The organism is Flammeovirga sp. AWQ4_249 (assembly GCF_056161045.1).
The window spans coordinates 88193-108688 of the sequence record NZ_JBSWYJ010000008.1; the positions used below are offsets into that span (position 1 = coordinate 88193).

General features: G+C 31.8%; 14 protein-coding genes. 5 read left to right on the plus strand and 9 right to left on the minus strand.

Annotation, left to right across the window (positions count from 1 at the left end):
• The first annotated feature begins 17 nt into the window (after nucleotides 1–17).
• Together ACXAHM_RS08675 and ACXAHM_RS08680 are read left to right on the plus strand one after the other, a co-directional pair.
• Entirely contained in the window at nucleotides 18–233 is a 216-nt protein-coding gene (locus ACXAHM_RS08675; RefSeq protein ID WP_474960032.1) for a hypothetical protein, read from the plus strand.
• 118 nt (nucleotides 234–351) lie between these two features.
• Nucleotides 352–573: a hypothetical protein gene (locus ACXAHM_RS08680; protein WP_474960033.1), complete on the plus strand. Its 222-nt coding sequence runs from the start codon at nucleotides 352–354 to the stop codon at nucleotides 571–573.
• 48 nt (nucleotides 574–621) lie between these two features.
• Here the strand turns inward: ACXAHM_RS08680 and ACXAHM_RS08685 are convergent, their stop codons facing one another.
• From ACXAHM_RS08685 to ACXAHM_RS08695, 3 genes are all read right to left on the minus strand, one after another.
• Complete coding sequence (locus ACXAHM_RS08685; protein WP_474960034.1) at nucleotides 622–1044, minus strand: YeeE/YedE thiosulfate transporter family protein; 423 nt, start codon at nucleotides 1042–1044, stop codon at nucleotides 622–624.
• A 4-nt stretch (nucleotides 1045–1048) separates the two neighbouring features.
• Nucleotides 1049–1621 carry a YeeE/YedE family protein gene (locus ACXAHM_RS08690; RefSeq protein WP_474960035.1) on the minus strand — a complete coding sequence of 191 codons (573 nt, stop codon included), beginning with the start codon at nucleotides 1619–1621 and terminating at the stop codon, nucleotides 1049–1051.
• A gap of 65 nt (nucleotides 1622–1686) precedes the next feature.
• Nucleotides 1687–3330 carry an FAD-dependent oxidoreductase gene (locus tag ACXAHM_RS08695; protein ID WP_474960036.1) on the minus strand — a complete coding sequence of 548 codons (1644 nt, stop codon included), beginning with the start codon at nucleotides 3328–3330 and terminating at the stop codon, nucleotides 1687–1689.
• Between the two features lie 378 nt (nucleotides 3331–3708).
• Between ACXAHM_RS08695 and ACXAHM_RS08700 the strand changes: the two genes are divergently transcribed.
• Nucleotides 3709–5778, plus strand: a complete 2070-nt coding sequence (locus ACXAHM_RS08700) for a SpoIIE family protein phosphatase (protein WP_474960037.1) — start codon at nucleotides 3709–3711, stop codon at nucleotides 5776–5778.
• A gap of 112 nt (nucleotides 5779–5890) precedes the next feature.
• Entirely contained in the window at nucleotides 5891–6511 is a 621-nt protein-coding gene (locus ACXAHM_RS08705; RefSeq protein ID WP_474960038.1) for a 3'-5' exonuclease, read from the plus strand.
• On the opposite strand, the gene ACXAHM_RS08710 is transcribed toward ACXAHM_RS08705, so the two are convergent.
• The 6 genes from ACXAHM_RS08710 to ACXAHM_RS08735 form a co-directional block, all read right to left on the minus strand.
• Nucleotides 6508–7041 carry a hypothetical protein gene (locus ACXAHM_RS08710; RefSeq protein WP_474960039.1) on the minus strand — a complete coding sequence of 178 codons (534 nt, stop codon included), beginning with the start codon at nucleotides 7039–7041 and terminating at the stop codon, nucleotides 6508–6510. The two genes, ACXAHM_RS08705 and ACXAHM_RS08710, sit on opposite strands and share 4 nt — an antisense overlap.
• Before the next feature lie 236 nt (nucleotides 7042–7277).
• Entirely contained in the window at nucleotides 7278–7940 is a 663-nt protein-coding gene (locus ACXAHM_RS08715) for a hypothetical protein (protein ID WP_474960040.1), read from the minus strand.
• An 85-nt stretch (nucleotides 7941–8025) separates the two neighbouring features.
• Nucleotides 8026–9054, minus strand: coding sequence for an alpha/beta fold hydrolase (locus ACXAHM_RS08720; protein WP_474960041.1), 1029 nt, complete (start codon nucleotides 9052–9054; stop codon nucleotides 8026–8028).
• A gap of 324 nt (nucleotides 9055–9378) precedes the next feature.
• Nucleotides 9379–10740, minus strand: coding sequence for a sulfatase family protein (locus tag ACXAHM_RS08725; protein ID WP_474960042.1), 1362 nt, complete (start codon nucleotides 10738–10740; stop codon nucleotides 9379–9381).
• 115 nt (nucleotides 10741–10855) lie between these two features.
• Nucleotides 10856–14386 carry an MBG domain-containing protein gene (locus tag ACXAHM_RS08730; RefSeq protein ID WP_474960043.1) on the minus strand — a complete coding sequence of 1177 codons (3531 nt, stop codon included), beginning with the start codon at nucleotides 14384–14386 and terminating at the stop codon, nucleotides 10856–10858.
• 250 nt (nucleotides 14387–14636) lie between these two features.
• On the minus strand, nucleotides 14637–17222 hold the full coding sequence (locus ACXAHM_RS08735; protein WP_474960044.1) for a T9SS type A sorting domain-containing protein: 2586 nt from the start codon (nucleotides 17220–17222) through the stop codon (nucleotides 14637–14639).
• 496 nt (nucleotides 17223–17718) lie between these two features.
• Here ACXAHM_RS08735 and ACXAHM_RS08740 point away from each other — a divergent pair, with 496 nt between their 5' ends.
• Nucleotides 17719–20469: a DUF7619 domain-containing protein gene (locus tag ACXAHM_RS08740; protein WP_474960045.1), complete on the plus strand. Its 2751-nt coding sequence runs from the start codon at nucleotides 17719–17721 to the stop codon at nucleotides 20467–20469.
• The last annotated feature ends 27 nt before the right edge of the window (nucleotides 20470–20496 follow it).

The following is a 20496-nucleotide window of genomic DNA, read 5'->3' on the forward strand; positions in this document are numbered from 1 at the left end:
CAACCCAAGTACTTTTTATGATTAAAGCCTTATTTATCACTTGTTGCATTGCATTATTGATCGTTACATCAATATTTGTGGCAGGGGGTTTAGATCATCGAAAAAGTGAAAATGTAGTAAAGGAAAAGACCACATTTGAGAATAAAATCTCTGTTCCTATGCATTTTTCAAAGATGACTGGTTTTGAAAAACCAAATACAAAACCTTTTCACGACTATATAAGTGAAAAGTAATTAAGCCTAATAATAAAGGAAGCTTTTTAACTTAATTAGTTAGAGAGCTTTCAAAATTATACTTGTGGCAACTAAATATTACCCATTTTCGTATTATATTTATCTAATGATAAAAATTATGCTAAAACAAAATTACGAAACATTTAAAGCAAAGTTATTTTCATCACCTAAATCTTTCCTTTACTTAGCATTAATAACACTACTTTTAACCGTAGTTTATGCTATAGTAGGATATACAATTCATGGGTTTACATATGCCTTTTTATTTGAATTGATATTATTATTAATAGGTGTAACCTTATTCTTTGTATTAAGCAAACAAGAAATTTACATTGACTAAAAAAAGCCTTTCAGAGTTAAAACTTTGAAAGGCTTTTGTTTTTTAGAATTAATGAGGTAGATGCGACCTGAATTTTCCATATAGAAAAGTTCCTACTAAAGCAAAAAATAGGATAATAGCCATACTAAATTGACCATATCCAATGAGAATAAACATTGGAGCTGTACAACCGCCAACTAATGCCCATCCCATACCAAATGAAGTTCCTCCTAATAAGTATCTCCAAATACCTTTTTGTTTATCTTGAATTATAATGTCTTGACCATCAATATCTTTAATGTGTAATCTTTTTATAATTTGAACACATATTGCACCCGTTATAACTGCTGATCCAATGAGACCATACATATGGAAAGATTCAAAACGAAACATCTCTTGAATTCTAAACCATGATATCGCTTCTGATTTTGATAAGACAATTCCGAATAAGATACCCAATACTAAATATATAATTGCTCTACTAGCTTTCATTTTATTACAGTTGAAGAATGAATGGTAAGATGAAGAAGGTCATTAACAGGCCACCAATGAAATATCCGATGACAGCAATTAATGAAGGAAGTTGGAGGTTTGATAAACCAGAAATAGCATGACCAGAAGTACATCCACCTGCATATCTTGAACCAAAACCAATTAATAATCCACCAAAAGCGAGCATCAACATACCTTTGATACTAAAGATGGCTTCAGCATCAAATAATTCAGTTGGTAAAACATGGTGAGGATTACTATGAATGCCTAAGTTGGCTAAATGTTCTGTAGTGGCTTGTGATATACCTGCTAAATAGTCACCACCAAGATATTCATTAGAGATAAACCCTCCAATTATACATCCAAGTACAAAGATTAGATTCCAGCTTTCATTTTTCCAATTGAAGTTGAAAAAATCTGCATTTTTTCCTGCTCCACAAGCAGTACAGATAGTTCTGAAATTAGAAGAAAGACCTAAACTTTTTCCTAATAGAAGAAGTAGCCCCATTGTTATCCCTATTAAAGGCCCACCAACATACCAAGGCCAAGGATTTAAAAGATTGTCTATAGTAAACATATTGAAATTAGGGTGAGTTTGTTGTTAGCCCTTCCAGAGTTATATCATCTAGAAGGGCAATTTGTTTAGTTATTTATTTTATTCCAGGCAGTAAATCCACCTGCTATATTATGAATATTTTCAAAACCATGATGTGCTAATATTAAAGAAGCCATATAACCTCTTAATCCTTTAGCACAAGTGATAAATATCGGTTTATCTGTAGGAATCAATTTCAAATTGTCACGTAAAACATCAAGTGGAATATTGATGGCTTTTTCATCAATAATACCTGCTTTTTCAAGTTCTTGAGGATTACGAACGTCTAGTATAGTTACATTATCATTGGCAAAAGCTTCTTTCGCAACGACAACATTCACTTCTTTAAATAATCCCTTTTGTGCATTTTGTGCAACATATCCAGCAACTATTACAGGATCTTTTGCAGGTGAAAATGGAGGAGCATAAGCTAAATCAAGATTTGGAAGATCTTCAATAGTTAACTTAGCATAAACCGCAGTCGATAATACATCAATTCTTTTATCCACTCCTTTCTCTCCGAAAATTTCTGCACCTAGTATACGATGGGTATCAGGTGTATAATAGACCTCAACATACATATCTTTTCCACCTGGATAGAAACCTGGATGAGAATTCGCAATAATGAATGTCGATTCATAAGCAATGCCTTCTTTGTCCAATGTTTTAGGACCTGCACCAGTTCTTGCTATTGTATGAGAAAACATTTCTATGATAGCTGTTCCATAACCACCAGGAAAAGTTTCATTAGCACCAACGGCATTTGCACCTGCTACACGACCACCTTTATTGGAATGCGTCCCCATCGGGAACCAACCCTCACTTCCTGTTACGATATTTGGAATCGAAGCACAATCACCTGCTGCATAAATATCGGGAAGAGTAGTTTCCATTTTATCATTGACAATCAATGCTCCATTAGGAAGGGCTTTCGCTCCTTTAGAAGTTAACATCTCTGTTATTGGTTTAACACCTATGGACATGATCATAAAATCAGAAGGTAATACTGTTCCATCATTTAATTCCAATGAATTGTCAGCATTTACTTTCACGACTTTTTTTCCTAACTCAAGTCGAACACCATTTTCTTCTAATACTTTTTCACCCATATGAGCGAACTTGTCATCCCAAGGGCCAAGAATATGTTTTCCAAGTTCAACAACAGTTACTTTTTTACCAATTTGTACTAAGTTTTCAGCAGTTTCTAAACCAATTAAACCTGCACCTACAATGGTAATATTTTCAGCTTTATCTAAAACTTCAGATTTGACTATTCTATCAAAATCTTCAATTGTTTTAGCATTTGCCCAATTTTCATTATCGATCAAACCTTCTACTGGAGGAATGATAGCTGTACCACCTGTAGCATATACTAATTTATCGTATGTATATTCTCCTTTTGGTGTTATTACTTTATGATTTTCGGGGTCAATATTGATCACAGGTTCTTCTAAGTGCACATCAATATTAAATCGTTTTCTTAATAAATCAGGTTTTACGACGAGTAGTTTGTTTCTATCTTTTATTTTTCCTGAGAATGCATAAGGAATACCACAAGTTGCATAACTAATATTGGCTGTTTTTTCAAATAAGATAATTTCAGCATTTTCATCAGTTCTTCTTGCCTTTGCAGCAGCTGAAGGACCTGCTGATAAACCGCCAATAATAATAATTCTTTTGTTACTTTCCATTTTCTATACTATTTATTCTATTAAGATAATACAAAACTATCTAAACCGAAAATGCATTTTTGTAACAATTATCACATAACTAAAAAGTACACAAGGTGTAGTAAAATTATTATTAGTAGAATATTTGATTCTTAAGAATAAATATAATGAGATTTTTAATTTTTACAGAATAATGTATTTAAAAAATGGTCATATTAAATTTAAAATTTTATGTGTTAATAAATTTTACAACCTGCAATTATATTTTAATGATATAGTCTTTCAATAATTTCATATAGTATCTGTTGAATTAGGGAATACTAATTCTAATTACTTTGGATTTAGGGATGAATTTTTATAATTTTAAGACCATCAGACTCATTTTTTTAGATTATACTATTGATTAACATTACTCTTTATACATCTATATTAAGAAAGTTCTATTTTCTTACCCTTACGAGTATCCTTACTGTTTTCGTAATTGGTAATGTATATGCTTTAGAAAATGAAAACCCTGAAATAACAATCTTAAAAGACCTTTCATTTCAGCATTTAAAAAACTTATCTGATTCAACACTTTATTATACTGAAAAGCTAAGAGATATAGCGATAAAAGAAAAAGATAAAGAGGCCGAGAGTTTTTCTTATCAAATAAGTGGTAGTTTCCTAATTAAAAAAGGAAAAATAACCGAGGGATTTGATCATACAATAACAGCTTTAAATATTTCAGAAGAAATAAAGGATTGGCCAGATGTTTCTACAATCAGTAATAATATTGGTGTCTTTTATTTTAGAAAAAAAGAATATAAAAAGGCATTAAAATTCTATCTCAGAGGATTGGAATCTATACGCAATGGGATGTATGAAGCCACATCAATTTCAGATGAACAAAGAAAACATGAAGTGGGTTTACTCTTAAATATAGGTGAGGTTTATCTTAAATGGGGACATAATAAGTTAGCTTTGAAGTATGAAGATGAAGCGTACATCAATGCATTAAAATATTCTTTTGAAGAAGAAGAGGCCTATATTTTGGCAATAAAATCTCAGATCTATGCCAATATGGGGGAAATGGAAGAAGCAACTTTTTATATCAATGAAGCTGTTAAGTATTTTGAAATTTTTGATGATCAATATGCTTTATGTGAATACAAATTGATATCTGCTCAATATTATTTAAAATCGGGAAATATTAAGGAAGCACGCTACCAAGCTTTAGAGGTATATACCTTGTCAAAATCCTTAGAAGCAATGTTTTTTATTAAGGATGTATGTGAACTACTTTCCAAAATTGAACAAAGAGAAAATCACTGGGAACTGGCTTTAAATTACTTAGAGGAATATAATGTTGTCAAAGAAAAAATTGACAATATAGAGGTTAAAACAAGGGTTGAACGTATTAAATCTTCATATGAATCTGAAAAACAGATGTCTGAGATTTCAGCATTAAAAATGGAAAAAGAGTTTAGTAAGAGGGTCATGCAAGATCAAGAAAGATTCATTTATGTAATGGTCTTTATCTTTATTGTCAGTGGTATTTTTATCTATTTCTTATTTCGTTTTTATACAGATCTTAAAGGTGCATATCAAAAGATTACAGATAAAAACTACAAGATTGAATTACAGGCTGAAGAAATTGCCGTTCAGAGAGATCATTTGCAAGAATATGTGAATCTAATTGATTTAAAAAATAAAAGAATTTCTGCAGGAGTGAGTTATGCGACTAGAATTCAAAATGCTTCTCTTCCAAGTAGAAAAAGTATCGAAGATTTACTTTCCGAGTTAGTTTTATTTTACAAGCCTAGAGATTTAGTTTCAGGAGATTTCTATTATAGTTCTGGAATTATTGAGAGGGGTGAAGAAAAGGTAGCTGTGATGGCATGTAGTGATTGTACAGGTCATGGTGTTCCAGGTGCTTTTATGTCCTTGATTGGTAGTGGTCTATTAAATGAAATTATTAAAGTAAAGGGAATTTTATCACCCAAAGAGATACTTGAAGATCTAGATACTCAACTTCAATTAACATTACAACAACATGAACGTTTTGGAGTTTTTGATGGGATGGATATCACGATTTCTTTGATTAATTTCACAAAACGAGAAGTTACAGTAAGTAGTGCAAAAAACTCTTGGGTATATTTTCAAGGAGGGAAACAGCATGTATTCAAAGGAGACCGACGAAGTATAGGAGGGATGGAATTGAATAAGTCTTCTTTCGTGAATCATACCATAGATATAAGTAAAGAACCCACTACTATTTATATGTACTCTGATGGATACCAAGATCAATTAGGAGGACCAGATAATCGAAAATTCTTGGTAAAAAGATTTAGAGCATTGCTTAATGAAATTCACGATTTACCTACAAAAGAACAGGAAGAAATTTTAAAAGAGCGACATGAATATTGGTGTAAACAACAAAATGAAGCACAAACAGATGATATTTTAGTCTTTGGTATTAAGCTATAAACAAATTTTTTCACCTCATCTCATATTGAAATATTGGAATAAAATAATAGTATTCTTATATTCATTATTAGCTCCATATTTGATAAACTCATAACCGGCATTCATTAGTATTATGTTTGATGATTTAATTAAAAACAAAAAAGCTTCTATCCAAAGTAATCAGGAAAGTGCAAAATTTATTACAAAAGACTTTCTGATCTTAGATACTGAAACAACTGGATTGGATGCAGGTGTGGATGAAGCCTTACAAATAAGTATAATTAATGATCGAAAAGAGATCCTTCTTTCGACATATATCAAACCAAAATATCGTAAAACATGGCCAGAAGCGATGGCTGTGAATGGTATTTCTCCTGAAATGGTCGATGATGCACCTGTATATGATTTTGGGATGCAAGATATGATTAATGATATTGTGGAAGACCAAAATGTCATTATTTATAATGCACCATTTGATATGAATTACATTGATCTGACGAATGCAAAAGGTATTTATTGTGCTATGAATGTTTTTTCAACAGGTGTAGTCAAAGAGTGGAATGAAAAATACAATAGCTATAAATGGCAAAGGCTATCTACAGCATTTAATCATTTTAAAGATCAATTGACTTTAGAGGATAAGATTTTATTAGACAATGCACATGATGCATTATCGGATAGTTTTATGACTTTGTTTGTATGGCAACAACTTATGGAATCAGGGTATGAAAAAGGGAAAAATTACCTTCCTTAGTTAATTTCATTTTTATTTAACCACTCTTTCCAATTTTTATAAAACTCAATTTCTTGAGGTGCGATTCTTCCATCTGCTTTGATTGTCAACGTTATAAGATGATCTACAACAAACCAAGTTTTAGGATTCATTTGCCCTACAAATGACATAGCAGTATTAAAATTTAAGAAGATCATATTTTTGATTGCGTCAATTTTATCATAAAATCGACAAGGTAATTCACTTTTTGATACAAAATCAATGAAATCCTTGATTTCTCTTTTTTCTTCCTCAGCGATTCTTCCATCACAGCGAGCAACAGCCATTCCTACTGCAAATAATCCAATAACATAGGGTTCATAATCTTTAGTATTATGTACTTCCAATGTAGTTTCAAGAATTATATTTTGCATATATTCATCGGCAGCATAATTATCATTTCTTAATAAAAAGAGATCTTCCTCTGTTATTTGAATTGTATTGTTTACGATTATTTTTTGGGGAGTAAAATCATCGAGTACAGCATTTTCAAGAGCTTTCCAAATTGACATTTTTATTTAGTTTAAAGTTTCTTGTGATACACATTAAAAAATAGTAGTTGTACAAAAATAGTAAATTCATAAAAAAAGCAAAATCTTATTTTAATTTTCTTTTATTTAAATGTAATTCATAAAACTTTACATAAACTTTCAAGACATCTTAAATAAAAAAGCTATGCACTACAAAATGTAGGCATAGCTTTGTGCGTATAATTGAATTTGTAATCAGATAAAAAAATCAGGAAATTTTAAAAAAGTCCGGTAATTTTAAACATTGTCGTCTGCATATAAGTACGATAGTGCTTATTTGCATCCATATCCACAATGCCAAAATTATGTTGAGCACTTAATTTTAGATTTCTTAGTCGAATGCTTGCACCGACAATGGCATAAGCATCATGTTTCTTTAAACCAGGGTTTGGCTCTTCATTTTCTTTTTTTACAAGACGAAGATCTTCTTGTGTCAAAACACCATTAGTGTTTGTAAGGGTTGAACCTTTATAGCGGTTTTCATAACCAATACCTATATCAGCAGCGATTGAAAAATACCTTCCAAACTTTATTTGAGGATGAAATATTAAAGGAATATCCCATGAATAGATTTCTGTATCTGAGGTTGTTTCTATACCTTGTAAATCAAAAGTTGAACTAGTAAATCGTTTTTTGGATAGACCAGCACCAATTTCCCAAGAGAAAAATTTACCTTCATTACTTTGAAAACCAAGGCCAAATCGCCATCCTTCTTGAGCTTCAAAATCAAAGATCACATCATCACCATTTTGTAATGTAGGGTAGATGAGACCTGCTTCCATGTAGAAGTGTGTATAATAGTCATCCCAATAGTCATGAGCAAAGAGAGAAGAACTAATAAGGAAAAAGAGTAAGCAAAGAATACGTAGTTTTGAGATCATTATTTAATAGACTAGTTTTTACAGTAATATTTATTTGAGTTCATATTAATGACAACTATCTATTAAATAATGACAAAATAAATTTTTACAAAGCGTCTAAATAAGGCTTGATTTCTAAGTTCTTATCGACGTCGTTTACATTTTTTTGTAGGAAAGTTAGTACTTGGGATGCTATTTCTACTGTAAACATATCATCAGAATATTTCCCAGATTTGATTAAGATAAATTCTGTATCTGGAAGGTCTTTTTGATATAATTTTGCTCCTTTAAAATTGACATCGACTTCATCATCTCCCCAGATTACTAATGTTTTTGGTTGTAAATCCCTTAGCATTTTCTGCCATTTAGGATACTTTGTAAGGATGTTATTATAGTCTTCAAATAACTGAAGCATTGCCTTTCTCTTTTTCTTAGAATTTAAGAATTTAAATTCATCCTTTTTAGCAATTTGATGAAAATAAGAGGTATCTAAATCTAAAAGATGCTGATCACATTCTATTTTGCCTTCTCCTGTTAAAGACCATAAAAAATCTTGATAGGCAGCATTATAATCCGATCCAGCTCGTTCAAAAAGATCTTTTCTTTTTGGAGATAATCCTTCAACATACAAGTCTACATTTTGAAGAATTAATGCATTCACTTTATTTGGATTTCTATACATTAAATCAAAACCAACGTACATTGCAGAGTTTTGAATATACAATGTATAAGTATCGATATGTAGTTCATCAAGAAACACTTCTAAATGTTCTGTCATCTTTGAAAAAGAGAACTTTGTTTTAGAGGGATCTATAGTTTCCGTCCAATCTGTTTCTGTATGATCTGGAGCAATCACATAGTAATGTGATGCCAGCATAGGTATTAGTTCATCAAAGGTTTTCTTGTTCGTTGGGAAACCATGCATCAATACTAAAGTTGGATTTAAAGGATTACCCGCTTTACGGTAGTAATAACGCATTCCTTTAATTTTTTTATAGCACAGCTCCGCCATCGGCGCTTTTTCATAGAATCGATTATTAAGGTGTGATGACTCCTTTTTACTAAAATCACATGAAGTAAAAATAAGTATCAGTAGGGCAACAATAAAATGATAATAAAGTTTGATATTTGTCATTATAATCTGCTCGAAAGCAAGGTGATTAGGTTTATGGTTTTAAAGATAAATAGGAGAAAAAATATATCCTAAATTAATAAATTTGATATCAAACTTCTTATAGAATAAATTTCATTACTTAAGTTTATAACTATCAGATATATAGTTACTTATGTAATATCTTAATAATTGCGTTTAAATCTAAATAACTATTTGGTTAACTAAAATTCATGAAATTATTCGTTTTGTAATTTGTTAATAATCAACCATAAAAAAGAGAGAAACGTTATCAACATTTCTCTCAGTCATTATTGTTTTTATTATTCGTGCTAACTTATTTACTTTTTATTTTACTTTATTCCACCAATTATCATTTGATAAAGTAGGGAATATTCTGTCTTTCATTTGTGCATTCCACTCTTTCCACTCTTGCATCATTTCTTTTGCCTCTTTTTCATGGTCTGCTTTGATATTTTTCTGTTCAAATGGATCAACTTCAATGTTGTACATTTCAACAGGATTGTCTTTCATGTTTCTATTGGCTAAGAGTTTGAGTGCTCCTTGACGAATGGCCATTGCATTTTGTTCCCATTTTCTCCAGAAAAGATAATCATGTGGGACTCCATCATTTTTACCTGTTAAATAGGGTAGAAGGTCTACACCATCTAAAGGTCTTTCTTTTGCAATCTCAATATTATTTTGAGCTACGATTGTTGCCATAATGTCTAAAGAAGAAATAGGGTTATTATAGGTTTGATTGGCAGGGATTGTACCTTTCCAACGCATTGCAAAAGGAACTCTAATTCTACCTTCAAATACATCTGTTTTCCAACCTCTTAAATCTCCATTTTGAGAAGCATTTTTCTTAGAGGCACCATTGTCTGACAGGAAGACAATCATAGTATTTTCATCAATTCCTTTATCTTCTAATGCTTTCAATACTCTCCCCACTCCATCATCAACAGCACTTACCATGGCAGCATATGTTTTACGTCTTTTATTTTCAATAGTAGGAAAACGAGAAAGGTATTTTTCTGTAGCCTCTAAAGGTGCATGTGGAGCATTATATGCTAAATACACCATAAAATGTTGCTCATCATCTGCTTGTTTTTTAATATATCTAACAGCAGCATCTGTTAATTCATCCGTTAAATAGTCATCCACTTCAACAGCATCATAATTTTCACGAATCTTTGTTGAGTACCATTCCCATTTTTTTGTTACTTCTGATAAATCTTTTAGCGTAAGAAACTCAGGTAAATAATGATGTCCTCCTGCTAAAAATCCATAAAAGTAATCAAATCCTCTTTTCAATGGATGAAATTTAGGATGTGTTCCCATATGCCATTTCCCAATTATGGCACTTTTATAATCGGCTTTTTGTAATACTTGAGCCATTGTTTCTTCTTCAACAGGTAGTCCTGCTTTATCGTTTTCAGGATTAATACTTGGGTTCGTCGTAAAACCAAAACGATCTTGATATCTACCTGTTAAAAATACTGCTCTACTAGGTCCACAAACGGGAAAACTTACATAGCCTTCGGTAAACTTTACGCCTTCATTTGCAATTCTATCAATATTAGGAGTAGGAATATCTTTGCAACCATTAAAACTCACATCTTCATATCCCATATCATCCACCATTACGACAATGAGATTAGGTTGCTTGTTTTTTTTTCTTCTTTTTAGGTAATTCCATTGCGGCAATGCCTACAATTAAAACTCCTATCAGCAAAGAAAGTGTTGTAATTTTTTTCATGATAATAATGAATTAAAAAAAGGTAGCTACTCTTGATGAGCAACTACCTTCAGGATATAAAAACTATTTAATTAATACTTTCTGAGCAGTAACTTGATTGTCACTAGCGATTTTTACAATGACAACACCATGAATATTTGATGGTAATGTAACTTTTGCAAACTTAGAAATTGTTGTTGTATATACTTCTTGACCTGCAAGAGTATGTACTGACAATTGAGCATCTTGAGCATTTGTCAACTGAACGGAGAATTGACCTTGGCTTGGGTTAGGATAAACACTCAGTTCCATTAAGTCATCTCTTACGGATGTAGGTTCCTCTGCAACAATTGTAAGTGTACCTTCACCAGAACCCATATAATTAGGATCTTCAATAGTCGCGACCACTTCGTATGTGCCAGCTTCAATTGGAGCTTCAGTTGCATCATTATATGTTACTATTACATTAGCTACTTCCATAGCTGTTGTTACTTCAACTTCTTTAGCTTCACCGTCATAATCAACTGAAAGATCAGTAACTGTTACAGCAACTTCAGCCTTTTCAATCACCAATATACCTTCAGCGTTACCCATATAGTTATCTTCTGTGATCATCACTTTAACTGCGTTTTCACCTGCATTGATAGGTAATGTTTCTGCATCATTGTAAGTTACAGTATACGATAACCCTTCCATTCCTAATGTAACTGTAGCTTCTTTTTCAACTTGATCATAAGTATGAGATAACCCAGATAATACGACATCAACATTTGCTTTTGCAATAGCATAATCAATTACTTGTGTTCCTTTGTAATTATCTTCAGCAATTGTTACGGTAATTTGATGATCACCTGCGTCCATACCATTACCACTTGTTTGCTCTACCGTTGTATTAAGATCTTCTACAGATAATGTAAATGCTGGTTGTTGTACTTCACTATTGTATACAAAATCAGTATCAACTTCAGTAATCGTAACCATTTGTTGTTCAATTGTATACTCTGCAGTTGCTTCACCTACATACATATTGTCGGTAATTTTAATCATTACCGTATACGTTCCTGCATTCATTGGAACAGTTTCTAACTCATTATAAGTAATCATGACTTGATCAACTTCTATTGCTGTTCCTTCAGCATTAGTAATTGTATAAGCTACATCTTGAGCTTCACCATTGTATACATTATTTTCTTCACTGATCATGATGATAGCTTCCATTTTGTCTGTGATTACAAAATCAGCTGTAGCTTCACCTTTGTAATTTTGGTCATTTACAGTTGCAGTGACTACATAATTTCCGGTTGCTGTTGGCATTTCCACAACTCCCTCATTTAATGTATACACAACGTCAACCATTACTTCTAGTGGATTCCCTTCCGCATCTTTTACTGTATACGTAGCAGCTTTTGCTTGACCATCATTGGTATGTTCTAAATTACCAAATGTAATGATTGCAGTTGCTTTTACAATTGAGTAATCTACATCAGCTGAACCTTCATAGTTGTCATCTGATACAGTTGCTACAACATTATATTCTCCAACAATAATTCCTTCGTTGTTTTCTACACCTGTAATTACTGTTTCGTAAGCTACTTCTGGAGAAACAGATAACTCTGGCATTTGAACTTGACCATTATATTCTAAGGCTAAATTCTCACCAACTGTAAATTCTGCAGTTGCTTTCGAAATAGTAAAAATACTTTCTAATGCAGCATCAGCTTTATAATTCATATCATTTACAGTGACTACCACAGCATAATCATTTGCATTTGTTGGAGCTCCTGTTTCACCATTATATGTAATATCTACAGCAACCATCTCACTTACATCGTTATCATCTATATCTTTAACCACAAAACCATAATCTTGTGCTTGAGTGTTATAAACCTTTGAGGCCATTGTTTCTTCAAGTGTTACTGTAGCTTTCTCAATTGTTAATGTTTGTGTGTCTTGACCTTCGTAGTTTGTATCATTTATAGACGCTGTAACCGTATATGTACCCGCATACATTGGAGCCACATCTGTAGGTTCTTCACCTTCTTTTTGATAAGAAACCTGGTATGTATAATCTGAAGTAGCATTTACTACTTTGACTTCACCATCGTAAGTAGTCATTAAGTCTTCTGAATTAAGAGTAATTTCGCCTTCAGCTTTATGAATAGTCAATGTAGTTTCCAATATGGCATTGTAACCTGAAGCAGCAACATCCAATGAAGCAATAATTGTATACTCACCTGCATTCATTGGCTTTTCAACTGAGCCATTGTAAGTTACTGTAAGAGCTACCATGTCAGTGATATCATTTCCATCTTCATCTTGAATAGTAAACGTAGGTGTTACTTCGGTACCGTCATAAGTATATTCAGCTTCTGAATTCATGGAAATAGTCGCAGGTGCACCTGTAAATTCAAACTGACCAATATCTTTTGCAGTGCCAACAATCGGAGAGCCTACAATATCCAACATATCGTTATCTGCTCCTCCATCGATAGCATAGCTACCCTTTGTAATCGGTAAATAGTAAACACCTTCTGTGTTTTGAGCGATTTCACCAAAGGCTAATTGATCACCAACAGTTACATTTGTTTTACTACCGTCTTCATTTTCAATTTCAAATTTCGTCAATTGTTGATTTCCATTGTCGTCTTTAATGACTAAACTAGGAGCATTCATAGTTGAGAAAATATTGTTTTTGAAATTTTCATTATAGATATCATCAGTAGTAAATTTTAAGTCATGCTGTGTACTTTGACTATGAGGCCAAATGTAGTTGAATGAAATATTATTACTGAAATCTAATATATTAATATGAGTAGCGTTGTTCTTTTTAAATAATACACCTGAAGCACCACCAGTTTCTAAATTCGAGTAATTGGCTACGATGCTATTATTTGTCATCGTTACATTTGTATAATTATTTTTGTTAGAATAGATGGCAATTGCAGCACCTTGATCCCAGCCACCGCCATTTGTTGAATTCATATATACTAATGAATTCTTCATCACAAAATCTTTGAAAGAGATAAAAATAGCACCACCTCTTGTTTCAGCATAATTCTCTCCGAAGTAAGAGTTATTGACAGTTAGTGTACCTGCTGAGAAAATTGCACCACCACTAGTTACCTTCGAAGCGTTATATTTAGCTTGATTATTAATAAAATTACACGATTCAATATCTAAAGAAGCACTCCATTGTAAATAAACAGCACCTCCATTGTCTTCTAGTCCATAATCTTTAATCGTTAGATGATCAAAAGAAGCAGAAGAATGTTCAATTCTCATAAATTGACCATTACCATCTCCTTGGAAAATAGCGTCTTCATTCCATTTTTTAATGCTGAAATCATAACGATTGTCATTTGTTCCAATAACACTTAAACTCTTATCTGTGAAAGTACCTTGAACATATAAGTCATGATGTGTACCTGATGTGATTTGAGAAAGAGCGAATGACAATGTCTTCCATGGAGACCCATCTGATCCATCATTTTCATCACTACCATTTGTAGCGTCTATGTAATAGGCAATGTCTTCATTCAGCGTAGTCGCATATGTAGTCTGAATGATATTAAAGAGAAAAGCGAGTGATAAAAAGTTTAGTAATATCTTCTTCATTTCAATAAAATATGATTAAAAAAAAATTGTTTTTGGTTGCATTTGAGAATGCAGTTTTCGTAGTCGTAGTTCTACGTTTTTGTTCTTAACAAATCTATTTTAGATCATTGAAAAAAAATGACAGACATATTTTTATAACTAACACTTTATTTGATGGAATAGCATTTTTTGTGTAAAAATGTGTCTAAAAATGACAATTTTCCACAGTGATAGTTAAATTTTAACTTTTTATAACCCGATTATCAATGAATTAACGAACAATTAATTTTGTTGTATATACTTCTTTTCCTTGCTCTGATATTTCTATAAAATACATTCCTTTCGGTAATTTTTGAAGATTAATTTCTTTTGTTTTATGCATTGTATTCACATAATACTGTTGACCTATAAAACTATAAAGTCGAATGGATTTTAAGCTTGATGAATTCGTTTGAATTTTAAGGAAACTAGTAGCTGGATTTGGAAAAACTTTAATTGAAGATATAGATTGATCATCTATTAAAGTCACCTCATCTTTCTTAATACTGACTTGAGTTGTTGCAGTAATGTCCAATTTTTCCGAGTAAGCTGTAATTGTCACATTGCCTTCGCTAATTGCTGTTACCACTCCATTTGGATTGATAGAAGCGATTTGCTCATTTGAAGAAGTAAAAGTTAAATCACTAATAACGGTATTTTCAGGATTGATAATGATTTCTAAAGTTAGGTTTTTACCTACAAATATTTCACTTAGATGTTCTTTAAAAGCGATAGAAACTTCAGGTTCTTGAATGGAGTTAAAACCATTGTCTGCACCAATATTTGGTAAGATCGTTTCAATAGACATAGCATTTCCATAAATATCGACATTAGGATTTAATGGAATATTCTTGAAAATACCTTTTCCAATATTAGGAAAACTTGGTTCTGGAAAAGATAATCCTTGACCAATGACAGGACTCGCTTCTGTAATCTGATATCCTTCTTTAGTACTTGCCCCTTTATTTTGGAAAAGTGGGTCTTTGAAATAACCATTAATATCTAAGTCTGAAAACTCATTATTATGATTACCATAAAATAAATTATTACTTACGATAAAATCACCTTCCATTTCCATCTCAACTTTTTCACCAATAATTCCATCGCCTTCATGTACGAAAATATTGTTGTATACATATGTATTCTTTGAGAATAATGAAATATCGGGATTATACGCTTTGTTTAAGTAGACAGTATTATTATAAATATAAACACCATCTGATTTGACAGGCGTATTAGGTACTTTTACTCCATTCACAACAGTATTTCCAACATATCCTGAGGTCCATAAAACACTTCCATGAAAATCTCTAAAACCATCATTTACACTTACATTAAAACGATAAGCAACATTATGGTTATCACCTAAAACTTCTACAAAACCACCTTCACAATCTTCAGTATAATTGTATTGATAAATAATGTTTTTGTTGCCAAAGTCAATATGTAAACCATAAGAATCATTTGGTCCTCTAACACTTAATGCTTCATTGTATTGAGCGATAATATTTCTTGCTGAAAATACCCACATACCGCTTCCACGACCTGCTAACCTTGGTTCTTCTTCAGAACTATACCCCGTATGGTCAAAAGTATTATTTTCTACTAATGCATTATATACTTTTGATAAAATCACTCCAGAACCACCAGTTTTATAAAAGGTATTGTTACGGATGACAAAATTGATCGAACGATTGACACTGTCTTCTTCGCTATTTTTTCCTTTATGAATTGACCAAACACCAGCTTTGCCAATATTTGAGAAATAACAATCCTCCACCAATATATCTCGAATTGTCACTTCTTTATCCACATTATTACTATCTGATTCAAAACGAAGACCAGTGACACTAAGTGAGTTAAATTCCTCTGGAATCCCTGCTCCAAATACATCAGTAAACTTCATTCCTTTGAACGTCAAGTTAGAAGAAGGACTATTCCCCCATTGATTGGCAGTAACTAAAATACCAAAACTTTTATCCTTTCCCCAATTGTATCTTTCCAGGTTTTGGCGATCATTTTGAATCCATAAATCTCTAAAATTGACATAAGAAATATTCACTGTTTTAACCGCTTCAAAGTAATCTCCACCTTCAATATTTCCAGAACCAGAGATAATTGGCAATTCACCTTCACCATAACTTCCAATCTCAATAGGCAATTCTTCTGTTCCACTACATTTGATTTCAAAATGTCCTTCAAAGCGATCACCTCTTCTGAAAAGAATTTTATCACCTTCTTTCACCAAACCACCTTCATTGATATTTTTTGCAATTTCAGTGGCTTTCGCTAAACTTTTAAAAGGAGCATTTTCGGAACCATTGTTGAGGTCATTGCCTTCAGCACTAAAATAAAATGTTCTTGGAGCAGTTTGATCATACGGTTCATAGTATCTAAAACGATCTAACAAGATTGTATTTCCTGCCAATGCTTTCAAAATTATGGTGTTTGTACCTGTTGTAAGTTCAACTTCCAAATTGGTAGTTAAAGCAGGCTCTTGGTAGGCCCAATTGGATGGATTAAGTTTCTTTTCAACAAATTCATCTTCATTTATTTTCAAATGGAACGTTTGTTCAACCCCTCCATTAAAATGAAAAATCTGTAGTTGGTAAGTCCCTGCATTTTCAATTCCAGGAATTTCTAAAGTGACTGTTTCATCTTTTTGTATTTTAAGGAATTGCCCACCTGAGGCATTTTCATTTTCCTGAACAATCACGCCATCTGAGTAATCACAATTTTCTGCTTCCTTATAGTGGTCTACATTTCCATAGCTGATAAAAGGAAGGAAAAAAATAAGTATTAGTAAATACTGCTTCATTTCATTTGAATGTTTTAAGTAAAAAGGCCTCACTTTTCAGAGAGGCCATACAATATTATTTGTTAGTGGAGAGTTTGAATGATTTTATCACTTCAACTCAGTCGTCACACATACCTTAAAAAATAGATTGAAGAGAAAGCTTCTCTTGTACTTTGTCTATTACAAATGTAGGTTGGTTTTACATTTTTGAGTTTCAATATTTAACCAATAACTAACAATCTTGTCTCAGAATTAGCAGAAATAAATAATGAAGTAGCACAAATCTGTATTGTGTAAAGGTGATGTCAATTTTCAAGCATAAAGCATTAAAATTTGAGGTGTTTTTAAAAAATGGTATGATATTGTAACTATTCTCTATAGATCTCGTTACTCATATTAATTAACATTCATTTAAAAAGTAATGGAGAACCATTTACTTTTTTACAGCCTTAAATACGCCTTCAATTTCCGAAAATATCTATTGGTTACTTTTTAAGTTTAACATTAAAAATAACTGATGAAAAAGATATTTACTTTTTTACTAATTGTCTCTTTTACCACTTTTGGTAATGCTCAAAATGTAGCCATTCCAGACACTGTTTTTTTACATGAAGTCATTGCTCAAGGTTTTGATACTAATAATGATAGTATTATTCAAGAGTCAGAAGCACTTGCTGTCAAACGTTTAAATTTATACCAGAAAGGAGTTAAAGATTTTACAGGATTAAGCAGTTTTATACATCTTGAATGGCTGAATTGTAGCTATAACTTTCGTTTTATGGAAAAAGGTGTGCCTATTGATTTTTCCATGATGAAAAATCTGAAATACCTTGATGCTTCAGTCAATAAATTCAGTTCAATTAATGTAACCAATTTGACCAAATTAGATACTTTGGATATTGAACAATTGAATCTTGATACCTTAGATATGACAGGTTTAGGAAATTTGAAATATTTGAATTTGCGTTTTAATAATTTCAAAGAAATAGATCTTTCAAACCTAGTTTCTCTTGAATATTTAGCCATTCATTATAACAAATTAGATGGTTTAGATGCTTCTCCATGTACTAAGATGAGGAAGTTAATAGTGAGTAGAAATCCTTTAAAGTCTTTAAATGTCCAAGGTTTAGTAGAATTAGAATCCTTATATGTACAAAAAGTAGATATTACAGCATTAGATCTATCATCCCAGAATAAGTTAGCATTCCTGAGCATGTCTTACACGAAATTACCTTCTGATTATTCTTTTACAGATGTCCCTAACTTAAAGTATTTATCTATTTCTCATAATAATACACAAAAGCTAGATGTAAGTCATATGACTCACTTGGAGGAGTTGAGTTGTGGGTATAATGCCATCGATAGTTTGAATGTTTCTGGTTTAAAAAATCTATCAAAATTAAGTTGCCATCATAATGAAATGGATACTTTGATAGTAGAAGGTTGTAATCGTTTACTCAATTTAAGAGCTTGGGAAAATAATTTGTCTGCTCTTGATGTCTCGTCTCTAATAGCATTAAAGTTTTTATATATCAGTGAAAACAATTTTACAGATATAAATCTGCATGAACTTGATAGTTTGGAATTATTTCATGCGAGGGAAAATCAACTTTCAACCATTGATTTATCAAGTAATAAAAAATTAAAACGCCTTACACTAGAAAATAATAAGCTTACAGAGATAGATGTTTCTTTTCTAGAACAACTTGAAATATTGGAAGTCAATAAAAATCCTGATCTTACCTGTTTATCACATCTACCAGATTCTATTTACGATTTAGATATCTCCGAAACGAGTATTGAATGTATATCAAATTATCCTCAGAAAATGGTAGCGTTTTTTGAGCAATTTGGTTTTTGGTTTAATTTATTAGATCAATACACTTTATGTACACCCGGGAATAATCCAGATGCTTGTCCGACATTTCCTGTGGTATATGGTAATGTTTTTTATGATTTAAATAAAAATGGAGTTAAAGAAACAGATGAAGCAAGTTTTGAAGGGTTAGCTATACAGCTCAATCCTGGTAATCAAAAATTTAAGACCAATAAGGATGGAGATTATTTTGCCATTTTGAAAGATACAGGGAATTATACCGCAACACTTGAAACTGTCAATTATTTCGACTCAAATCCTTCATCTTTTTCAATTTCAGCTACTGAATTTACGGATGAAATCAAGCAAAATATAGCATTACAATCCAATCAAGATGTTAACGATTTACAGGTGCGAATTCCATTTTTTACAAGAGCTCGTCCTGGATTTAACATGATATATGTGGTAGAAGTAATGAATTATGGAACTGAGAAAGTAAAGGATATTACCTTAAGTTTAGAAGCTCCAACATTTGAACTTGTAGATTCTTTAAATCAGTTTGAAAAAAATGGAAACGAAATTTTATATTCTATTGATACACTCAATGTAGGAGAGATACATAAGGTTTATTTTTATGGAAAAACGAATCTTGATTCTTTTGGAGATGAAGTAGAAACAATTGCTGCGATTTCAGCTGATGACTTTGAAGATGACATTGAAGATAATAATGCTGCTCACGTATTTTTTGAAGTAACAGGTTCATTTGATCCGAATGACAAGCAAGCAAGAGATTCCATAACCGTGCAGGAAGTGGAAGCACAAACACCTATTGATTATCTCATACGTTTTCAAAATACAGGAACTGATACCGCTTTTAATGTATTTATTGTAGATACTATTTCAGCAAATCTGCAAATTGAATCTTTTGAAATACTAAGTTTATCACATGACTATAGCATTAATTGGTATGATAGTAATGTGCTAGTCTTTACTTTTGAAAATATATTACTACCAGATAGTATTGTAGATGAGCCCAATAGTCATGGTTATATTTATTATCAAATGACACCAAAAACTGATTTAGCGGAAGGTGATAGTATATTGAATACTGCAGATATTTACTTTGATTTTAATAAACCAATCACCACAAACACCGTAAAAACAGTTGTCTATATTCCTCCTGTGATTGAGGATGAAGTGACAAGTATTGAAAAAAATAATTTCCCTACAATACGCTGTTTTCCAAATCCTGTGAAAGGTACAAATCAATTGCATCTTTCTTCAAGAGAAGAAATGAATTTAGAAATAATTAATTCTTCAGGTCAAAAAATGCAGGCTTTCCAAAAAGTGGAAGGAACCATAAATATTGAAAGCTATCTTCCTGGATTATATTATGTGAAAGGGATTACAAGGAGTGGACAAAAAGTAGAATCGAAATTTATTATTCAATAAAAATGAAAAGGTTGATCAATGTAGGAT

Bases quoted from the DNA above. Each gene is read 5' to 3' on its own strand.
- ACXAHM_RS08730 (WP_474960043.1), bottom strand. From the start codon at position 14,386: ATGAAGAAGATATTACTAAACTTTTTATCACTCGCTTTTCTCTTTAAT.
- ACXAHM_RS08720 (WP_474960041.1), bottom strand. From the start codon at position 9,054: ATGACAAATATCAAACTTTATTATCATTTTATTGTTGCCCTACTGATA.
- ACXAHM_RS08705 (WP_474960038.1), top strand. From the start codon at position 5,891: ATGTTTGATGATTTAATTAAAAACAAAAAAGCTTCTATCCAAAGTAAT.
- ACXAHM_RS08710 (WP_474960039.1), bottom strand. From the start codon at position 7,041: ATGTCAATTTGGAAAGCTCTTGAAAATGCTGTACTCGATGATTTTACT.
- ACXAHM_RS08735 (WP_474960044.1), bottom strand. From the start codon at position 17,222: ATGAAGCAGTATTTACTAATACTTATTTTTTTCCTTCCTTTTATCAGC.
- ACXAHM_RS08680 (WP_474960033.1), top strand. From the start codon at position 352: ATGCTAAAACAAAATTACGAAACATTTAAAGCAAAGTTATTTTCATCA.
- ACXAHM_RS08740 (WP_474960045.1), top strand. From the start codon at position 17,719: ATGAAAAAGATATTTACTTTTTTACTAATTGTCTCTTTTACCACTTTT.
- ACXAHM_RS08675 (WP_474960032.1), top strand. From the start codon at position 18: ATGATTAAAGCCTTATTTATCACTTGTTGCATTGCATTATTGATCGTT.
- ACXAHM_RS08690 (WP_474960035.1), bottom strand. From the start codon at position 1,621: ATGTTTACTATAGACAATCTTTTAAATCCTTGGCCTTGGTATGTTGGT.
- ACXAHM_RS08685 (WP_474960034.1), bottom strand. From the start codon at position 1,044: ATGAAAGCTAGTAGAGCAATTATATATTTAGTATTGGGTATCTTATTC.
- ACXAHM_RS08695 (WP_474960036.1), bottom strand. From the start codon at position 3,330: ATGGAAAGTAACAAAAGAATTATTATTATTGGCGGTTTATCAGCAGGT.
- ACXAHM_RS08715 (WP_474960040.1), bottom strand. From the start codon at position 7,940: ATGATCTCAAAACTACGTATTCTTTGCTTACTCTTTTTCCTTATTAGT.